The following is a 17641-nucleotide window of genomic DNA, read 5'->3' as shown; positions in this document are numbered from 1 at the left end:
ATAAAAGGATAAAAAATGGCAATTTCTAAAGAAGATGTATTAGAATATATTTCAAATTTAAGTGTTCTTGAGTTATCAGAACTTGTAAAAGAATTTGAAGAAAAATTTGGTGTGTCTGCTGCTCCTGTAATGGTGACTGGTGGTGCTGCAGCTGGTGGTGCTGCAGCTGCTGCTGAAGAAAAAACTGAATTTGATATCGTTTTAACTGATGGCGGTGCTAAAAAGATTGAAGTTATTAAAATCGTTCGTGCTCTTACAGGCCTTGGTCTTAAAGAAGCAAAAGATGCAGTTGAGCAAACTCCTTCAACTCTAAAAGAAGGTGTGGCTAAAGCTGAAGCTGAGGAAGCTAAAAAACAACTTGAAGAAGCTGGTGCTAAAGTAGAACTTAAGTAATTTTAAGCTTTAAAGTTAGAAGAAGATTTGCCAAGGCAAGTCTTCTTTTTTTATTTTTACCTAATTTTTAGGTCTTCTTTTTTAAATTTACAAAATTTACCATGAGGTATGTGCGATATGTTAGATAATAAATTAGGAAATCGTTTAAGAGTAGACTTCTCAAACATTTCAAAACAAATAGAAATCCCAAATCTTCTACAATTACAAAAAAAGAGTTTTGATTATTTTTTAAATCTTGATAATGGTGAAAGTGGTATAGAAAAAGTTTTTAAATCAATTTTTCCTATTCATGATCCGCAAAATAGATTGAGTCTTGAATATGTTAGTAGTGAAATAGGCAAGCCAAAATATACCATTCGCGAATGCATGGAAAGAGGTTTGACTTATTCTGTAAATTTAAAAATGAAAATCCGTCTTACTCTGCATGAAAAAGATGAAAAAACAGGGGAAAAAGTTGGAGTAAAAGATATTAAAGAACAAGAAATTTATATCCGCGAAATTCCTTTAATGACAGATCGTGTATCTTTTATCATTAATGGGGTTGAGAGGGTGGTTGTAAATCAATTACATAGAAGCCCTGGTGTTATTTTTAAAGAAGAAGAAAGTTCAACGGTTGCAAATAAGCTTGTTTATACAGCACAAATTATTCCTGATCGTGGTTCGTGGCTTTATTTTGAATACGATGCCAAAGATGTTCTGTATGTAAGAATCAATAAGCGTAGAAAAGTTCCTGTAACTATGCTTTTTAGAGCTTTAGGGTATAAAAAACAAGATATTATTAAGTTGTTTTATCCTATTCAGACTATACATGTGAAAAAAGATAAATTTTTAACAGAATTTAATCCAAATGATTTTATGGATAGAATAGAATATGATATTAAAGATGAAAAAGGAAAAATCGTTCATCAAGCTGGAAAAAGACTTACAAAGAAAAAAGCAGAACAGCTTATTAAAGACGGTTTAAAATGGATAGAATATCCTGTAGAAATTTTACTTAATCGTTATTTAGCAAATCCTATTATTGATAAAGAAAGTGGAGAGGTTTTATTTGATTCTTTAACTTTGTTAGATGAGAGTAAGCTTGCTAAGATTAAAGAGCAAAAAAGTTTTGATATAGCAAATGACTTGGCTAATGGCGTTGATGCAGCGATTATTAACTCCTTTGCTCAAGATGGAGAAACTCTAAAACTTCTTAAACAAAGTGAAAATATCGATGATGAAAATGATTTAGCTGCGATTAGAATTTACAAAGTTATGCGCCCAGGTGAACCTGTGGTAAAAGATGCAGCGAAGGCTTTTGTAAATGATTTATTCTTCAATCCTGAAAGATACGATCTTACCAAGGTAGGTCGTATGAAAATGAACCATAAGTTAGGTCTTGAAGTGCCTGAGTATGTTACTGTTTTGACTAATGAAGATATTATTAAAACTGCAAAATATTTAATTAAAGTAAAAAATGGTAAAGGACATATTGATGATAGAGATCATTTGGGAAATCGTCGTATCCGTTCTATAGGTGAACTTTTAGCCAATGAGCTTCATTTAGGTCTTGCAAAAATGCAAAAGGCGATCAGAGATAAATTTACTTCTTTAAATGCGGATCTTGATAAAGTAATGCCTTATGATTTAATCAATCCTAAAATGATTACTACAACTATCATTGAATTTTTTACAGGAGGTCAGCTTTCGCAATTTATGGATCAAACCAACCCTTTAAGTGAGGTTACTCATAAGCGTCGTTTGTCAGCGCTTGGTGAAGGTGGGCTTGTAAAAGAAAGAGCAGGTTTTGAAGTGCGTGATGTTCACGCGACACATTATGGTAGAATTTGCCCAGTTGAAACACCTGAAGGTCAAAATATTGGTTTGATTAACACTCTTTCTACTTATGCAAAAGTAAATGAACTTGGCTTTGTTGAAGCGCCATATAGAAAAGTTGTAAATGGTAAAGTGACTAATGAAGTTGTTTATCTTACAGCAACACAAGAAGAAGGCTTATTTATCGCACCAGCTTCAACTAAGGTTGATGCTAAAGGCAATATAGTAGAAGAATTTGTTGAGGCTAGACAAGATGGTGAAACTATACTTGCAAGACGCGAAGAAGTGCAATTAATCGATCTTTGCTCAGGTATGGTTGTTGGGGTTGCGGCTTCTTTGATTCCGTTTTTAGAGCACGATGATGCAAACAGGGCACTAATGGGTTCAAACATGCAACGTCAAGCTGTGCCACTTCTTACTGCTTCAGCTCCGATAGTAGGAACAGGTATGGAACAAATTATTGCGCGTGATGCTTGGGAAGCTGTTAAAGCAAAGCGTGGCGGTGTGGTTGAGAAAGTGGATAATAAAAGTATTTTCATTTTAGGTGAAGATGATAAAGGTCCATTTATTGACCATTATACTATGGAGAAAAATTTAAGAACCAATCAAAATACAAATTATATTCAACATCCTATTGTTAAAAAAGGTGATATAGTAAAAGCAGGACAAATTATCGCAGATGGTCCTTCTATGGATCAAGGCGAACTTGCTATAGGTAAAAATGCTTTAATCGCTTTTATGCCTTGGAATGGTTATAACTATGAGGATGCTATAGTTGTAAGTGAGAGAATTATTCGTGAAGATACCTTTACAAGCGTGCACATTTATGAAAAAGAAATTGAAGCAAGAGAACTAAAAGACGGTATAGAAGAAATTACCAAAGATATTCCAAATGTAAAAGAAGAAGATGTTGCGCATCTTGATGAGAGCGGTATTGCAAAAATTGGTACCCATATCAAACCAGGTATGATTTTGGTGGGTAAGGTTTCTCCAAAAGGTGAGGTTAAACCAACTCCTGAAGAAAGACTTTTAAGAGCGATTTTTGGAGAAAAAGCAGGACATGTTGTGAATAAATCCCTTTATGCAACCGCTTCTTTAGAGGGTGTTGTTGTGGATGTTAAAATTTTCACTAAAAAAGGCTATGAAAAAGATGATCGTGCAATAAAATCTTATGATAAGGAAAAAATGGCTTTAGAAAAAGAACATCATGATAGACTTTTGATGATGGATAGAGAAGAAATGCTTCGTGTTTGCGCTCTTCTTTCGAAAGCCCCTTTAAATAGCGATCAAAAAATTGGAGATAAAAATTATAAAAAAGGACAAACCGCAGATATTAGCGAACTTGAAAAAATCAATCGTTTTACTTTAACAACTTTGATTAAAGCTTATTCTAAAGAGATTCAAAAAGAATACGATGATTTAAAAAATCATTTCCAAAATGAGAAGAAAAAATTAAAAGCAGAACACGATGAAAAGCTTGAAATTTTAGAAAAAGATGATATTTTACCAAGTGGGGTAATTAAGCTTGTTAAAGTTTATATTGCTACAAAGAGAAAGCTTAAAGTCGGTGATAAAATGGCAGGGCGCCATGGAAACAAAGGTATAGTCTCAACCATAGTTCCTGAAGTGGATATGCCTTATTTACCAAATGGTAAAAGTGTGGATATTGCACTTAATCCACTTGGCGTTCCAAGTCGTATGAATATAGGCCAAATTTTAGAAAGCCATTTGGGTTTAATTGGACTTAGACTTGGGGATCAAATTCAAGAAATTTTTGACAGAAAGCAAAAAGATTTTCTTAAAGAATTAAGAGCAAAAATGCTTGAAATTTGTTCTATTCCAAGACTTGCAAGCGAAAAAGAATTTATTAAAAGCTTAAGCGATGAAGAGCTTTTAAACTATGCTAGAGACTGGAGTAAAGGAGTTAAATTTGCTACTCCTGTTTTTGAAGGTGTAAATATAGAAGAATTTAGCAAGCTTTTTGAAATGGCCAAGATAGATATGGACGGCAAAACAGAACTTTATGATGGACGTACGGGTGAGAAAATCGCAGAGCGTGTTCATGTGGGATGTATGTATATGCTAAAACTCCACCACTTAGTTGATGAGAAAGTTCACGCAAGAAGTACAGGACCTTACAGCTTAGTTACCCAACAACCTGTGGGTGGTAAAGCACTCTTTGGGGGACAAAGATTTGGGGAGATGGAAGTTTGGGCACTTGAAGCTTATGGAGCAGCTCATACTTTAAGAGAAATGTTAACTATCAAATCAGACGATGTAGAAGGTAGATTTAGTGCTTATAAAGCATTGACAAAAGGTGAAAATGTTCCAGCAACAGGAATTCCTGAAACATTTTTTGTATTAACCAATGAGCTTAAATCTCTTGCTCTAGATGTTGAGATTTTTGATAAGGATGAAGATAATGAGTAAATTTAAAGTAATAGAAATCAAAGAAGATGCAAGACCTAGGGATTTTGAAGCGTTTCAACTAAGACTTGCAAGTCCTGAAAAAATCAAATCATGGTCTTATGGAGAAGTAAAAAAACCAGAAACTATCAATTATAGAACCTTAAAGCCTGAAAGAGATGGGCTTTTTTGCGCAAAGATTTTTGGACCTATAAGAGATTATGAATGTCTTTGTGGTAAGTATAAAAAAATGCGTTTTAAAGGCGTTAAGTGCGAAAAATGTGGTGTTGAAGTAGCAAATTCAAAAGTGCGTCGTTCTAGAATGGGACATATCGAGCTTGTAACTCCTGTGGCTCATATTTGGTATGTTAATTCTCTTCCAAGTCGTATAGGAACGCTTTTGGGTGTTAAGATGAAAGATCTTGAGCGTGTGCTTTATTATGAAGCTTATATCGTTGAAAACCCAGGCGATGCTTTCTATGATAATGAAAGCACCAAAAAAGTAGAATATTGTGATGTTTTAAACGAAGAGCAATATCAAAATTTAATGCAACGCTATGAAAATAGTGGCTTTAAAGCAAGAATGGGTGGAGAAGTTGTTCGTGATTTACTTGCAAATTTAGATCTTGTAGCACTTTTAAATCAGCTTAAAGAAGAAATGGCGGCTACAAATTCAGAGGCTAAGAAAAAAACTATCATTAAACGCTTAAAAGTTGTAGAAAATTTCTTAAATTCAAATTTAAATGCCAATACCGATAGCGATGAAGCCGTACCAAATCGTCCTGAATGGATGATGATTACAAATCTTCCAGTTTTACCGCCAGATTTGCGTCCTTTAGTGGCTTTAGATGGTGGGAAATTTGCAGTTTCTGATGTGAATGACTTATATCGTCGCGTTATCAATAGAAATACACGTCTTAAAAAACTTATAGAACTTGATGCACCGGAAATCATTATAAGAAATGAAAAAAGAATGCTTCAAGAGGCTGTTGATGCACTTTTTGACAACGGTCGTCGTGCTAATGCTGTAAAGGGAGCAAATAAACGCCCATTGAAATCTTTAAGTGAAATTATTAAAGGTAAACAAGGACGTTTCAGACAAAACTTATTAGGTAAGAGGGTGGATTTCTCAGGTCGTAGTGTTATTGTTGTGGGTCCAAAACTTAGAATGGATCAATGTGGTTTACCTAAAAAAATGGCTTTAGAGCTCTTTAAGCCACATCTTTTAGCTAAGCTTGAAGAAAAAGGTTATGCAACCACAGTAAAACAAGCTAAAAAAATGATAGAAAACAAAACCAATGAAGTTTGGGAATGTTTAGAAGAGGTAGTAAAAGGGCATCCTGTTATGCTAAACCGTGCGCCTACTTTACATAAACTTTCTATTCAAGCTTTTCATCCTGTTTTAGTGGAAGGTAAGGCTATACAACTTCATCCTTTAGTTTGTGCAGCATTTAACGCAGACTTTGATGGGGATCAAATGGCGGTGCATGTGCCACTTTCTCAAGAGGCTATTGCAGAATGTAAAGTGCTCATGCTTTCATCAATGAATATTCTTTTGCCAGCAAGTGGTAAGTCTGTAACCGTTCCATCGCAAGATATGGTTTTAGGAATTTATTATCTTTCATTGGAAAAAGCCGGTGCTAAAGGTTCGCATAAAATTTGCACAGGCATTGATGAAGTGATGATGGCACTTGAAAGCAAGTGTTTGGATATTCATGCGAGTATACAAACTATGGTAGATGGTAGAAAGATTACCACTACAGCAGGAAGATTGATTATTAAATCCATTTTACCTCATTTTGTGCCTGAAAATAGCTGGAATAAAGTTTTAAAGAAAAAAGACATTGCCGCGCTTGTGGATTATGTTTATAAACAAGGTGGTTTAGAGATTACAGCAAGTTTCTTGGATAGACTTAAAAATTTAGGTTTTGAGTATGCAACTAAAGCAGGTATTTCAATTTCGATTGCAGATATTATTGTTCCTAATGACAAGCAAAAAGCTATCGATGAAGCAAAAAAACAAGTAAGAGAAATTCAAAATTCTTATAATCTTGGTTTGATTACTTCAGGGGAAAGATACAATAAAATCATTGATATTTGGAAAAGTACAAACAATGTCCTTTCAAAAGAGATGATGAAGCTTGTAGAAAAAGATAAAGAAGGCTTTAACTCTATTTATATGATGGCAGATTCTGGTGCTAGGGGTAGTGCGGCTCAAATTTCTCAGCTTGCTGCAATGAGAGGACTTATGACTAAACCTGATGGTTCTATTATCGAAACTCCTATTATTTCGAATTTCCGTGAAGGGCTAAATGTTCTTGAATACTTTATTTCAACTCACGGTGCTAGAAAAGGTCTTGCAGATACCGCTCTTAAAACAGCAAATGCGGGTTATTTGACAAGAAAACTTATCGATGTTGCACAAAATGTAAAAATTACCATTGAAGATTGTGGAACGCATGAGGGTGTTGAAATCAATGAAATTACCGCAGATAGCTCTATTATAGAAACTTTAGAAGAAAGAATTTTAGGCAGGGTTTTAGCTGAAGATGTGATCGATCCTATTACAAATTCTGTGCTTTTTGCAGAAGGTACTTTAATGGATGAGGAAAAAGCAAAAATTCTTGGAGAAAGCGGTATAAAAAGTGTCAATATCCGCACTCCTATTACCTGCAAAGCTAAAAAAGGAATTTGTGCAAAATGTTATGGTATCAATCTTGGTGAAGGTAAATTGGTAAAACCAGGCGAAGCAGTAGGAATTATTTCCGCTCAATCTATCGGTGAACCAGGAACGCAGCTAACTCTAAGAACTTTCCACAGCGGGGGAACTGCAAGTACGGATTTACAAGATAGACAAGTAAGCGCACAAAAAGAAGGTTTTATAAGATTTTATAATCTTAAAACTTATAAAAACAAAGAAGGTAAAAATATCGTAGCAAATCGTAGAAATGCGGCGATTTTACTTGTGGAGCCAAAAATCAAAACTCCATTTAAAGGTGTGATTAATATAGAAAATATTCATGAAGATGTGATTGTTTCTATTAAAGATAAAAAACAAGAAGTAAAATACATACTAAGAAAATACGATCTTGCTAAACCAAATGAATTAGCAGGTGTAAGTGGCAGTATAGATGGAAAACTTTATTTGCCATATCAAAGCGGTATGCAAGTAGAAGAAAATGAAAGTATCGTAGAAGTGATTAAAGAGGGTTGGAATGTGCCAAATCGTATTCCTTTTGCGAGTGAAATTTTAGTAGAAGATGGTGAGCCTGTAGTGCAAAATATCAAAGCAGGCGAAAAAGGAACGCTTAAATTTTATATCCTTAAAGGCGATGGTTTAGATAGAGTAAAAAATGTTAAAAAAGGCGATATTGTTAAAGAAAAAGGATTCTTTGTAGTGATTGCTGATGAAAATGATAGAGAAGCAAAAAGACACTATATACCAAGAGAATCTAAGATAGAATTTAACGATAGTGAAAAAATCGATGATGCAAATACTATCATTGCAAGTGCTCCTAAAAAAGAAAGAAAAGTGATTGCAGAATGGGATGCTTATAATAATACTATCATTGCAGAAATTGATGGTGTTGTAAGCTTTGAGGATATTGAAGCAGGTTATAGTGCTGATGAGCAAATTGATGAAGCTACAGGTAAGCGTTCTTTAGTGATTAATGAATATTTACCAAGCGGAGTTAGACCGACTTTGGTAATTGCAGGAAAAGGTGATAAGGCTGTGCGTTATCAGCTTGAACCAAAAACCGTTATTTTTGTTCATGATGGTGATAAAATCGCTCAAGCAGATATTTTAGCAAAAACTCCAAAAGCAGCAGCTAAATCAAAAGATATTACAGGAGGTCTTCCAAGAGTTTCTGAACTTTTTGAAGCAAGAAAACCAAAAAATGCGGCTGTGATTGCAGAAATTGATGGTGTTGTTCGTTTTGATAAACCTTTGCGTTCTAAAGAAAGAATTATTATCCAAGCAGAAGATGGTACAAGTGCTGAGTATTTAATCGATAAATCAAAACACATTCAAGTAAGAGATGGCGAGTTTATCCACGCAGGTGAAAAACTTACAGATGGAGTTGTTTCAAGTCATGATGTGCTTAAAATTTTAGGTGAAAAAGCCTTGCATTATTATTTGATTTCTGAAATTCAACAAGTTTATCGCGGACAAGGTGTTGTGATTTCTGATAAACATATAGAAGTTATCGTTTCTCAAATGCTAAGACAAGTAAAAGTTGTAGATAGTGGACATACGAAATTTATCGAGGGTGATTTGGTTTCAAGACGTAAATTCCGTGAAGAAAACGAAAGAATCATTAGAATGGGTGGAGAACCTGCTATTGCTGAGCCTGTGCTTTTAGGTGTAACAAGAGCAGCGATTGGAAGCGATAGTGTTATTTCTGCAGCTTCATTCCAAGAAACTACTAAAGTTCTAACCGAAGCAAGTATAGCGGGTAAATTTGACTACTTAGAAGATTTAAAAGAAAATGTTATTCTAGGTAGAATGATACCTGTTGGAACAGGGCTTTATGGTGAACAAAATTTAAAACTTAAAGAACAAGAATAAAACTCTATTTTATAGCCCTTCTGGGCTATATTTCTTCATTTTCAATCTTTTTAACTAAAATATAAGCAAAATTTAGATATCATCCAAATTTTATTACATTTTTAAAGAAAGGAATTATTGTGCCTACCATAAATCAATTGGTTAGAAAAGAGCGCAAAAAAGTTTTAGAAAAATCTAAATCTCCAGCGCTTAAAAATTGTCCACAAAGAAGGGGAGTTTGCACTAGGGTTTATACTACAACACCTAAAAAACCAAACTCAGCGTTAAGAAAAGTTGCCAAAGTAAGACTTACTAGTGGCTTTGAAGTGATCAGCTATATCGGCGGTGAAGGTCATAACTTGCAAGAACACAGCATTGTTTTAGTGCGTGGTGGTAGGGTAAAAGACTTACCAGGGGTTAAATATCACATCGTTCGTGGTGCTCTTGATACAGCAGGTGTTGCAAAAAGAACAGTTTCTCGTTCTAAATATGGTGCTAAACGCCCTAAAGCAGGCGCTGCAAAATAATCATTCATACAGACAAATCCGTTAGATTTGATTTTGTTTGAGTAAAATTTAAAATTTGAAGGAAAAATAATGAGAAGAAGAAAAGCTCCGGTAAGAGAAGTCTTGCCTGATCCGATTTATGGTAATAAAGTAATCACAAAATTTATTAATTCTTTAATGTATGATGGTAAAAAAAGCACAGCTACAACAATTATGTATGGTGCTTTGGAAGCTATTGATAAAAAAGGTGGCGAGAAAAAAGGTATTGATATTTTTAATGATGCGATTGAAAATATTAAGCCTTTATTAGAAGTGAAATCTCGTCGTGTAGGTGGTGCAACCTATCAAGTTCCAGTAGAAGTTCGCCCTGCTAGACAACAAGCTTTGGCGATTCGTTGGATTATTTCTTTTGCAAGAAAAAGAAGCGAAAGAACTATGATTGATAAACTTGCAGCTGAGCTTTTAGATGCAGCAAATAGCAAAGGTGCTTCATTTAAGAAGAAAGAAGATACTTATAAAATGGCTGAAGCAAATAAAGCATTTGCTCACTATCGTTGGTAAGAAGGAGTGTGTATGTCAAGAAGTACTCCTTTAAAAAAAGTTAGAAATATCGGTATTGCTGCTCACATCGATGCGGGTAAAACGACTACATCTGAAAGAATTCTTTTCTTTACTGGTATGAGTCATAAAATCGGTGAAGTTCATGATGGTGCTGCAACTATGGACTGGATGGAACAAGAGAAAGAGCGTGGGATTACTATCACTTCTGCGGCTACAACTTGTTTTTGGAAAGATCATCAAATCAATCTTATTGACACTCCAGGCCACGTGGATTTTACAATTGAAGTTGAAAGATCTATGCGTGTTCTTGATGGTGCTGTTGCGGTATTTTGTTCAGTGGGTGGGGTGCAGCCTCAAAGTGAAACAGTTTGGAGACAAGCAAATAAATATGGTGTTCCAAGAATAGTATTTGTAAATAAAATGGATAGAATCGGTGCAAATTTTTATAATGTAGAAGATCAAATTCGCAACCGTTTAAAAGCTAATCCAGTTCCACTTCAAATTCCAATTGGTGCTGAGGATAATTTTAAAGGCGTAATCGATCTTGTAACTATGAAAGCTTTAGTTTGGGAAGATGATACTAAGCCAACGGATTATGTAGAAAAAGAAATTCCAGCTGAACTTAAAGAAAAGGCAGAAGAATATCGCACAAAAATGATAGAAGCAGTTTCTGAAACTTCAGATGAGTTGATGGAAAAATATTTAGGCGGAGAAGAATTAAGCCTTGAAGAGATCAAAACAGGGATTAAAGCAGGATGTTTAAGTCTTTCCATCGTTCCTATGCTTTGCGGTACAGCGTTTAAAAATAAAGGGGTTCAACCTTTACTTGATGCTGTTGTGGCTTATTTGCCAGCTCCTGATGAAGTGGCAAATATCAAGGGTGAATATGAAGATGGCACAGAAGTTTCTGTAAAATCAACTGATGATGGCGAGTTTGCAGGACTTGCATTTAAAATCATGACAGATCCATTTGTAGGACAACTTACTTTCGTGCGTGTTTATCGCGGTTGTTTAGAAAGCGGTTCTTATGCATATAACTCAACTAAAGATAAAAAAGAAAGAATTGGCCGTTTGTTAAAAATGCACTCTAACAAAAGAGAAGAGATTAAAGTGCTTTACGCAGGCGAAATTGGTGCTGTTGTAGGACTTAAAGATACTTTAACAGGGGATACTCTTGCAAGTGAAAAAGATAAGGTAATCCTTGAAAGAATGGATTTTCCAGATCCAGTTATTTCTGTTGCAGTTGAGCCAAAAACTAAAGCTGATCAAGAAAAAATGTCTATTGCTTTAAATAAATTAGCACAAGAAGATCCAAGTTTTAGAGTTTCTACAGATGAAGAAAGTGGTCAAACTATCATTTCAGGTATGGGTGAGTTACACCTTGAAATTATCGTTGATAGAATGCTTCGTGAATTTAAAGTTGAAGCTGAAGTAGGTCAACCACAAGTTGCTTATCGCGAAACTATTAGAAAAACTGTTGAACAAGAATACAAATACGCTAAACAATCAGGTGGTCGTGGTCAGTATGGACATGTATTCTTACGCCTTGAACCGCTTGAGCCAGGTAGTGGATATGAATTTGTTAATGATATTAAAGGTGGGGTAATTCCAAAAGAATACATTCCTGCAGTTGATAAAGGTGTTCAAGAAGCATTGCAAAATGGTGTTTTAGCAGGTTATCCTGTGGAAGATGTTAAAGTAACTGTTTATGATGGAAGTTATCACGAGGTGGATTCATCTGAGATGGCATTTAAACTTGCTGCTTCTATGGGCTTTAAAGAAGGTGCTAGAAAAGCAGGTGCTGTGATCTTAGAGCCTATGATGAAAGTTGAAGTAGAAACTCCTGAAGATTACATGGGTGATGTTATTGGAGATCTTAACAAACGCCGTGGTCAAGTAAATAGCATGGATGAGCGTGGTGGAAATAAAATCATCACAGCATTTTGTCCTTTGGCTGAAATGTTTGGTTATTCTACTGATCTTAGAAGTCAAACTCAAGGTCGTGCGACTTATTCTATGGAATTTGATCACTATGATGAAGTTCCTAAAAATGTTGCGGATGAAATCATCAAAAAAAGAAACGGTTAAATTTTTAGCGGGATTTTTCCCGCTTTCTGTCCTCGTAGCTCAGCAGGATAGAGCGCAAAATTCCTAATTTTGAGGCCGTGAGTTCGAATCTCGCCGTGGACACCATTTTATGAGGTGTTATTATGATAAAAATTGCTTTTTTTATAACTTTTGTAATTTCTTTTTTGACAGCACAAAGCCCAGTAAATTTTAAAGAAGATAATAATATAACAAAAGAACAAAATATATTTAAAGAACAACCTCCAAAACGCATTAAAATTCCAACGCATTAAAATATATGTCAGATTTGATTACGCTAGCACAATTATCACAAGGGTATCGTTATAATAGTGATTCTTTAATTTTAGCTAATTTTATTTTAAAACAAGGAATTAAAGGCGCTGTTTTTGATGTAGGTGCGGGCTGTGGTATCATAGGTATTTTACTTAAAAAAAATATTGCAAATTTAAGTTTATCTTTGATTGATATTCAAAAAGAAAATATAAAATTGATTGAAAAAAATTTAAAATCCAACCAAATACAAGGCGATATTTTTCATGATGATTTCAATCAATTTCAAAGCATAAAAAAATTTGACTTCATAGTTTGCAATCCTCCATTTTATAGACAAGGAGCTTACAAGAGTGAAGATCGGCATAAAGCTATAAGTAAATTTCAGGAATTTTTACCCTTGCATAGCTTTTTAACTAAAGCAAATTCTATGCTTAAGCCAAATGGTACTTTGTATTTTTGCTATGAAGCTTTAGCTTTAGATGAAATTTGTTTTATTTTAAAAGATATGAAAATAAAAATAACAAAGCTTTGCTTTGTACATACACATCAAAACAAAAAAGCAAGACTTGTTTTGATACAGGTAAAAAAAGGTTCAAAATCGCCTTGTGAGATTTTACCTCCTTTTTTTGTATATGAAAATGAAATTTTAAGCAAACAAATGCAAGAAATTCACTTAAGATTTAGGTTAAAAAGTTATGATATTTGATAAAAATTTTTCTTATGCTTTTGATGAAAATGCTTGTGAGAAATGCGGTGGAAAGTGTTGCACTGGAGAAAGTGGCAATATTTTTGCAAGCAAGGAAGAATTAGAAGCATTAAGAAAGCATTTAAATTTAGAAAGCAAAGAATTTGCTGAAAAATACTTGAGAAAAGTGGGCTTTAAAATGAGTTTTAAGGAAGTCGAATTTGAAGATGGCTTTGCTTGCATTTTTTTTGATGCTCAAAAAAGAAATTGCAGTATCTACGATTTTCGTCCAAAACAATGCAGAACTTTTCCATTTTGGGAATATTTTAAAACACATCAAAAGGAATTAGAAAAAGAATGTATAGGTATTTGTTATTTGTCTTAGCAGCCTTTTTTTTGGCAGCTTGTGGAAGTTCAAAAATCAATGTTGTTTATCCTGATTATACAAAATATAAAAGCAATGATTTTGATTTAAGGGTTATGAAGGCTTATAATTATGAGTATTATAAACAATACAAAGAAGCCAGAGATGAATTTTTAAGTCTTTATCAAGATTATAATAATACTAATTTTTTAGAAAATGCATTTTTACTTACTTTAGCAAACAATCTTGACAAGCAAGCAGAGTTAAATAATCTAGCAAAGCCTTATTTAAATCAAAATGACAATCTTAAGCGACTTAGTGCTCTTTATGCTTTAAATTCAAATGATATCAACAATGCTCAAAAACTTATGAAAGAGCTTTTAACAAAAAAGGATAGTGATCCTAGAAATTTAGAGCTTTACGGGGATATTTTGGTTAAAAAAAATGATTTAAAAAATGCTACAAAATACTATAGATCTGCTTATAATCAAGTGCAAAATGAAGAAATTTTATTTAAACTCATAGGAATTTATGCGATTTTGAATGATACTTTAAATATTAAAAATGTTTTAGAATTTTCAAGAAAAACCAATGGTTGCACTCTCAAAACTTGCGTCTTGCTTGCTAAAATTTATTTTGATGAAAAAAATATCGAAGCTTTAAAAAGTATATATAAAGAGCTTTATCAACTTACCAAAAATAAAAGTTTTGCATTGGCTTTGGTTGAGCTTTTAAATTCTCAAGGCAAAACAGAAGAAGCTTTAAAAATTTCTTTGCAGTATGATTTAGATGATGATATTAAACTCGCTTTGTATCAGAATTTAAAACGCTTTGATGATGCTAAAAAAATGAGTTTAGCTCTTTATCATAAAACAAAAAATAAAGAATATCTTCTACGAGCGGCAGTTTTTGAATTTGAAGCTGCAAATGAAGCTAAAAAAATCACTCCAAAAGTAATTGATTCTGTAAAAGAAAAATTCGAACAGGCTATCGATAAAGATAGCAATGCTTTGTATTTAAACTACTATGGATATTTGCTTATAGATTATGATTTAGATGTTAAAAAAGGTATAGAGCTTGTGAAACTTGCCTTAGAAAAAGATCCGCAGAATTTGTATTATTTAGATTCTTTAGCTTGGGGGTATTATAAACTAGGCGATTGTAAGCAAGCATGGGAAATTTTAAAACAAACATTAGATGATAAAGAATTTGCAAATTCTGATGAGAGTAAAGCTCATATAAAAGCGATAAAGGCGTGTGTAAAACCATGATATTGGATAAAATTTTTGAAAAAACAAAAGAAGATTTAAAAGAACGCAAACTAAAACTTCCTTATGATATGTTAGGGCGTTCTTTAGCTTCAAATCCTTTCTTTCCAAAAGATGTGATTAAAGCTTTAAAAAGAGTAGAAAAAGAAGTTAAAATCATAGCAGAAGTAAAAAAAGCAAGTCCTAGCAAGGGAGTCATTAGAGAAGACTTTGATCCTTTGAGTATCGCTTTAAATTATGAGAAGAACAAAGCTGCGGCGATTTCTGTTTTGACTGAGCCACATTTTTTTAAAGGTTCTTTAGAATACTTAAGTCTTATACGCCGTTATACACAAATTCCTTTACTTAGAAAAGATTTTATCTTTGATGAGTATCAAATTTTAGAAGCTTTGGTTTATGGGGCAGATTTTGTATTGCTGATCGCTAAAATGCTAAGCATGAAAGAGCTTAAAAAACTGCTTGAGTTTGCAAGACATTTAGGTCTTGAGGCTTTGGTTGAAATTCATGATAAAGAGGATTTGAGTAAGGCTATTTTTGCTGGAGCGGATATTATCGGTATCAATCATCGTAATTTAGAGGATTTTACTATGGATATGAGTTTGTGCGAAAAACTTATCCCACAAATCCCAAATTCAAAAATCATCATCGCAGAAAGCGGTTTAGAAAATAAAGAATTTTTAGAGCATTTACAAAATTTAGGCGTTGATGCTTTTTTAATCGGCGAATATTTTATGCGTGAAGAAGATGAAGGAAAGGCTTTAAAAGCTTTGCTTTAAGGAGGGAAAATGCAGTATTTGTATGCACCATGGCGGAGTGAGTATTTTGAAAAAGAAAAAAGCATTTGTCCATTTTGTGATTGTGCTAATAAGATTAAAAGTGATGAAGATTTAGGCGTGATTTTTAGAGCAAAGCATTGTTTTGGAGTGATGAACCGCTATCCTTATTCTGCGGGGCATTTTATGGTGATTCCTTATATACATGAAGAGCATATAGAAAATTTAAGCGATGAAATTTGGCAAGAAATGAGCCATTTTGTGCGTTTGGGAGTGAAAATTTTAAAAGAGCAAATTCATGCAAATGGGGTCAATATCGGTATGAATTTAAGCAAAGATGCGGGAGCTGGCATAGCTTTTCATTGTCATTATCATCTAGTGCCACGCTGGGCAGGAGATACAAATTTTATCACAACCATAGGAGAAACTAGGGTTTGTGGCACTAATATCGAGCAAGTTTATCAAAAACTTGTTTTGGCTTTTAAAAATGCTCAGTGAAGTTGAATTTACAGAATTTCAAAAAGAAAATTTCTCTCTTTTAATCGATGCAAGAAGCCCTAGAGAATTTTTGCATTCTCATTTGATAGGAGCTTTAAATTTTTATGCACTCAATGATGAAGAATATCAAGAAATAGGAACAATTTATAAGAAAAATCAAGCTTTAGCTAAGGCTAGGGGTGCGAGTTATATTTGTCAAAATACCGCTAAGCATATATTAGAAATCACCCAAAATTTTCGCATAGGAGAAAAGGTGGGGATTTATTGTTCTCGTGGGGGTTTGCGTTCAAAGTCTATCGCAGTGATTTTAAGTGAGCTTGGCTTTAGAGTGGTGCGTTTAAAAGGTGGCTTTAAAGCTTATAGAACTTTTGTAACGCATTATTTTGAAAATGAAATAAATTTTGATTTTTTTACTCTTTGCGGCAATACAGGCTGTGGAAAAACAGAGCTTTTAGAGCAACTTCCACAAGCTATAAATTTGGAAAAAATAGCAAATCATTTAGGCTCGTCTTTTGGTGATATTTTAGGAAAACAACCTACGCAAAAAGCTTTTGAAGCAGAACTTTTTCACAATATGCAAAATTTAGAAAATTTTGCTTTCATAGAAAGCGAAAGTCGCAAAATAGGGGATATCATCTTACCTTTGAAATTTTATGAAAAAATGCAAAAGGCTTTTAAAATTTATTGTTTTTGTTCTTTGGAAAATCGCATTAAAAGAATACAAAAAATTTATCAAGAGAAAATGACTCTTTTAAAATTTCAACAATGTGTGCAAAAAATTAGCCCTTATATCAGCTTAAATTTACGCCAAGATTTGCTTCAAAGTTATGAGAGAAAAGAATGGCAAAAGCTTATTGTTATGCTTTTGGAGTATTATGATAAAACTTATAAAAAACCAGATAAGATTGATCTTGAGTTAAATACTGATGATATTTTAAAAGCTAAAGAAGAAATTTTAAGATATTTTAAGCTAAAAAACTACATTTTAATTTAATTTTTTTATCACTTTGCAAAAAAATTATACTATTTTCTTTAAAAAAATAAAAAAAATCACAAATTTCTTTTTTATTTTTGAAATTGTTATTTTTTAATTTCTCAAAGTATTGTAAATTAGGCTTTTAGATATTGTTTTTTCATTTACCCTAAATTTTTATATAAAAGTAATATTTATTACATAAATCATTTTATTTAGGGCTTTTAAATGTAGTTTTTATAGTATTTAAAAGCCAATCATGTATTTATTTTTTTGTTTAAAATATGGATATTATATTTCAATGGGAATAAAATAATAAATTTTAATTTAATTTATAATTAAGCTAAATTTAATTAGAATTGCACTCGTTTTTTGCGATGTTATAAAACATTGTTATTTTAATTTTATTTTCCAAGGACATCTATGCCAGCTATTAAGCTTTTTAACTTCACGGGGGGGGGGTATAGAGAATTTTGGTTTAGACTTTCT

13 protein-coding genes and 1 tRNA gene are annotated in these 17641 nt (G+C 33.2%); all 14 read left to right on the top strand.

Translation table 11 applies throughout. The annotated features are described in order from the left end of the window. Positions 1-15: 15 nt before the first annotated feature. Positions 16-393 carry a 50S ribosomal protein L7/L12 gene (gene rplL / locus ELQ05_RS07300; protein ID WP_070316533.1) on the top strand — a complete coding sequence of 126 codons (378 nt, stop codon included), beginning with the start codon at positions 16-18 and terminating at the stop codon, positions 391-393. A 108-nt stretch (positions 394-501) separates the two neighbouring features. Then, a complete protein-coding gene (rpoB, locus tag ELQ05_RS07295) occupies positions 502-4638 on the top strand; it encodes a DNA-directed RNA polymerase subunit beta (protein ID WP_072225851.1) in 4137 nt (1378 codons plus the stop codon). Next, on the top strand, positions 4631-9184 hold the full coding sequence (gene rpoC / locus ELQ05_RS07290) for a DNA-directed RNA polymerase subunit beta' (protein ID WP_070316534.1): 4554 nt from the start codon (positions 4631-4633) through the stop codon (positions 9182-9184). Before rpoB ends, rpoC begins: the two co-directional genes overlap by 8 nt. Positions 9185-9303: 119 nt before the next feature. After that, positions 9304-9690: a 30S ribosomal protein S12 gene (gene rpsL / locus ELQ05_RS07285; RefSeq protein WP_002782934.1), complete on the top strand. Its 387-nt coding sequence runs from the start codon at positions 9304-9306 to the stop codon at positions 9688-9690. Between the two features lie 69 nt (positions 9691-9759). Continuing rightward, complete coding sequence (rpsG, locus tag ELQ05_RS07280) at positions 9760-10230, top strand: 30S ribosomal protein S7 (protein WP_002779471.1); 471 nt, start codon at positions 9760-9762, stop codon at positions 10228-10230. A 12-nt stretch (positions 10231-10242) separates the two neighbouring features. After that, positions 10243-12318 (top strand): elongation factor G, encoded by a 2076-nt coding sequence (gene fusA / locus ELQ05_RS07275; protein ID WP_002779472.1) that lies wholly within the window; start codon positions 10243-10245, stop codon positions 12316-12318. A 28-nt stretch (positions 12319-12346) separates the two neighbouring features. Then, positions 12347-12423: transfer RNA gene (locus tag ELQ05_RS07270), tRNA-Arg, on the top strand. A 17-nt stretch (positions 12424-12440) separates the two neighbouring features. Beyond that, the gene (locus ELQ05_RS07265; RefSeq protein ID WP_002857548.1) at positions 12441-12590 is read left to right on the top strand and encodes a hypothetical protein; all 150 of its coding nucleotides are present in this window, start codon (positions 12441-12443) and stop codon (positions 12588-12590) included. Positions 12591-12595: 5 nt separating this feature from the next. Then, positions 12596-13297, top strand: a complete 702-nt coding sequence (locus ELQ05_RS07260) for a tRNA1(Val) (adenine(37)-N6)-methyltransferase (protein WP_070316535.1) — start codon at positions 12596-12598, stop codon at positions 13295-13297. After that, the gene (locus ELQ05_RS07255) at positions 13287-13661 is read left to right on the top strand and encodes a YkgJ family cysteine cluster protein (protein ID WP_070316536.1); all 375 of its coding nucleotides are present in this window, start codon (positions 13287-13289) and stop codon (positions 13659-13661) included. The genes ELQ05_RS07260 and ELQ05_RS07255 overlap by 11 nt, the downstream gene beginning before the upstream one ends. Continuing rightward, on the top strand, positions 13634-14911 hold the full coding sequence (locus ELQ05_RS07250; protein WP_002937968.1) for a lipopolysaccharide assembly protein LapB: 1278 nt from the start codon (positions 13634-13636) through the stop codon (positions 14909-14911). The genes ELQ05_RS07255 and ELQ05_RS07250 overlap by 28 nt, the downstream gene beginning before the upstream one ends. Continuing rightward, positions 14908-15684, top strand: a complete 777-nt coding sequence (trpC, locus tag ELQ05_RS07245) for an indole-3-glycerol phosphate synthase TrpC (protein ID WP_002891821.1) — start codon at positions 14908-14910, stop codon at positions 15682-15684. Before ELQ05_RS07250 ends, trpC begins: the two co-directional genes overlap by 4 nt. Before the next feature lie 9 nt (positions 15685-15693). Further along, a complete protein-coding gene (locus ELQ05_RS07240) occupies positions 15694-16179 on the top strand; it encodes an HIT domain-containing protein (protein ID WP_070316538.1) in 486 nt (161 codons plus the stop codon). Next, on the top strand, positions 16169-17173 hold the full coding sequence (mnmH, locus tag ELQ05_RS07235; protein WP_070316539.1) for a tRNA 2-selenouridine(34) synthase MnmH: 1005 nt from the start codon (positions 16169-16171) through the stop codon (positions 17171-17173). Before ELQ05_RS07240 ends, mnmH begins: the two co-directional genes overlap by 11 nt. Positions 17174-17641: the final 468 nt, after the last annotated feature.

Origin of the sequence: Campylobacter sp. US53, from assembly GCF_004378995.1 — a bacterium.
In the GTDB taxonomy this organism is placed as follows: domain Bacteria; phylum Campylobacterota; class Campylobacteria; order Campylobacterales; family Campylobacteraceae; genus Campylobacter_D; species Campylobacter_D jejuni.
The sequence above is the reverse complement of the archived record's forward strand: the minus strand, read 5'-3'. Positions and strand labels throughout refer to the sequence as shown.

Excerpts from the sequence above, each read along its gene's own strand:
- rplL (WP_070316533.1), top strand. The coding sequence starts at position 16 with ATGGCAATTTCTAAAGAAGATGTATTAGAATATATTTCAAATTTAAGT.
- rpoB (WP_072225851.1), top strand. The coding sequence starts at position 502 with ATGTGCGATATGTTAGATAATAAATTAGGAAATCGTTTAAGAGTAGAC.
- rpoC (WP_070316534.1), top strand. The coding sequence starts at position 4,631 with ATGAGTAAATTTAAAGTAATAGAAATCAAAGAAGATGCAAGACCTAGG.
- rpsG (WP_002779471.1), top strand. The coding sequence starts at position 9,760 with ATGAGAAGAAGAAAAGCTCCGGTAAGAGAAGTCTTGCCTGATCCGATT.
- fusA (WP_002779472.1), top strand. The coding sequence starts at position 10,243 with ATGTCAAGAAGTACTCCTTTAAAAAAAGTTAGAAATATCGGTATTGCT.
- ELQ05_RS07265 (WP_002857548.1), top strand. The coding sequence starts at position 12,441 with ATGATAAAAATTGCTTTTTTTATAACTTTTGTAATTTCTTTTTTGACA.
- ELQ05_RS07260 (WP_070316535.1), top strand. The coding sequence starts at position 12,596 with ATGTCAGATTTGATTACGCTAGCACAATTATCACAAGGGTATCGTTAT.
- ELQ05_RS07255 (WP_070316536.1), top strand. The coding sequence starts at position 13,287 with ATGATATTTGATAAAAATTTTTCTTATGCTTTTGATGAAAATGCTTGT.
- ELQ05_RS07250 (WP_002937968.1), top strand. The coding sequence starts at position 13,634 with ATGTATAGGTATTTGTTATTTGTCTTAGCAGCCTTTTTTTTGGCAGCT.
- trpC (WP_002891821.1), top strand. The coding sequence starts at position 14,908 with ATGATATTGGATAAAATTTTTGAAAAAACAAAAGAAGATTTAAAAGAA.
- ELQ05_RS07240 (WP_070316538.1), top strand. The coding sequence starts at position 15,694 with ATGCAGTATTTGTATGCACCATGGCGGAGTGAGTATTTTGAAAAAGAA.
- mnmH (WP_070316539.1), top strand. The coding sequence starts at position 16,169 with ATGCTCAGTGAAGTTGAATTTACAGAATTTCAAAAAGAAAATTTCTCT.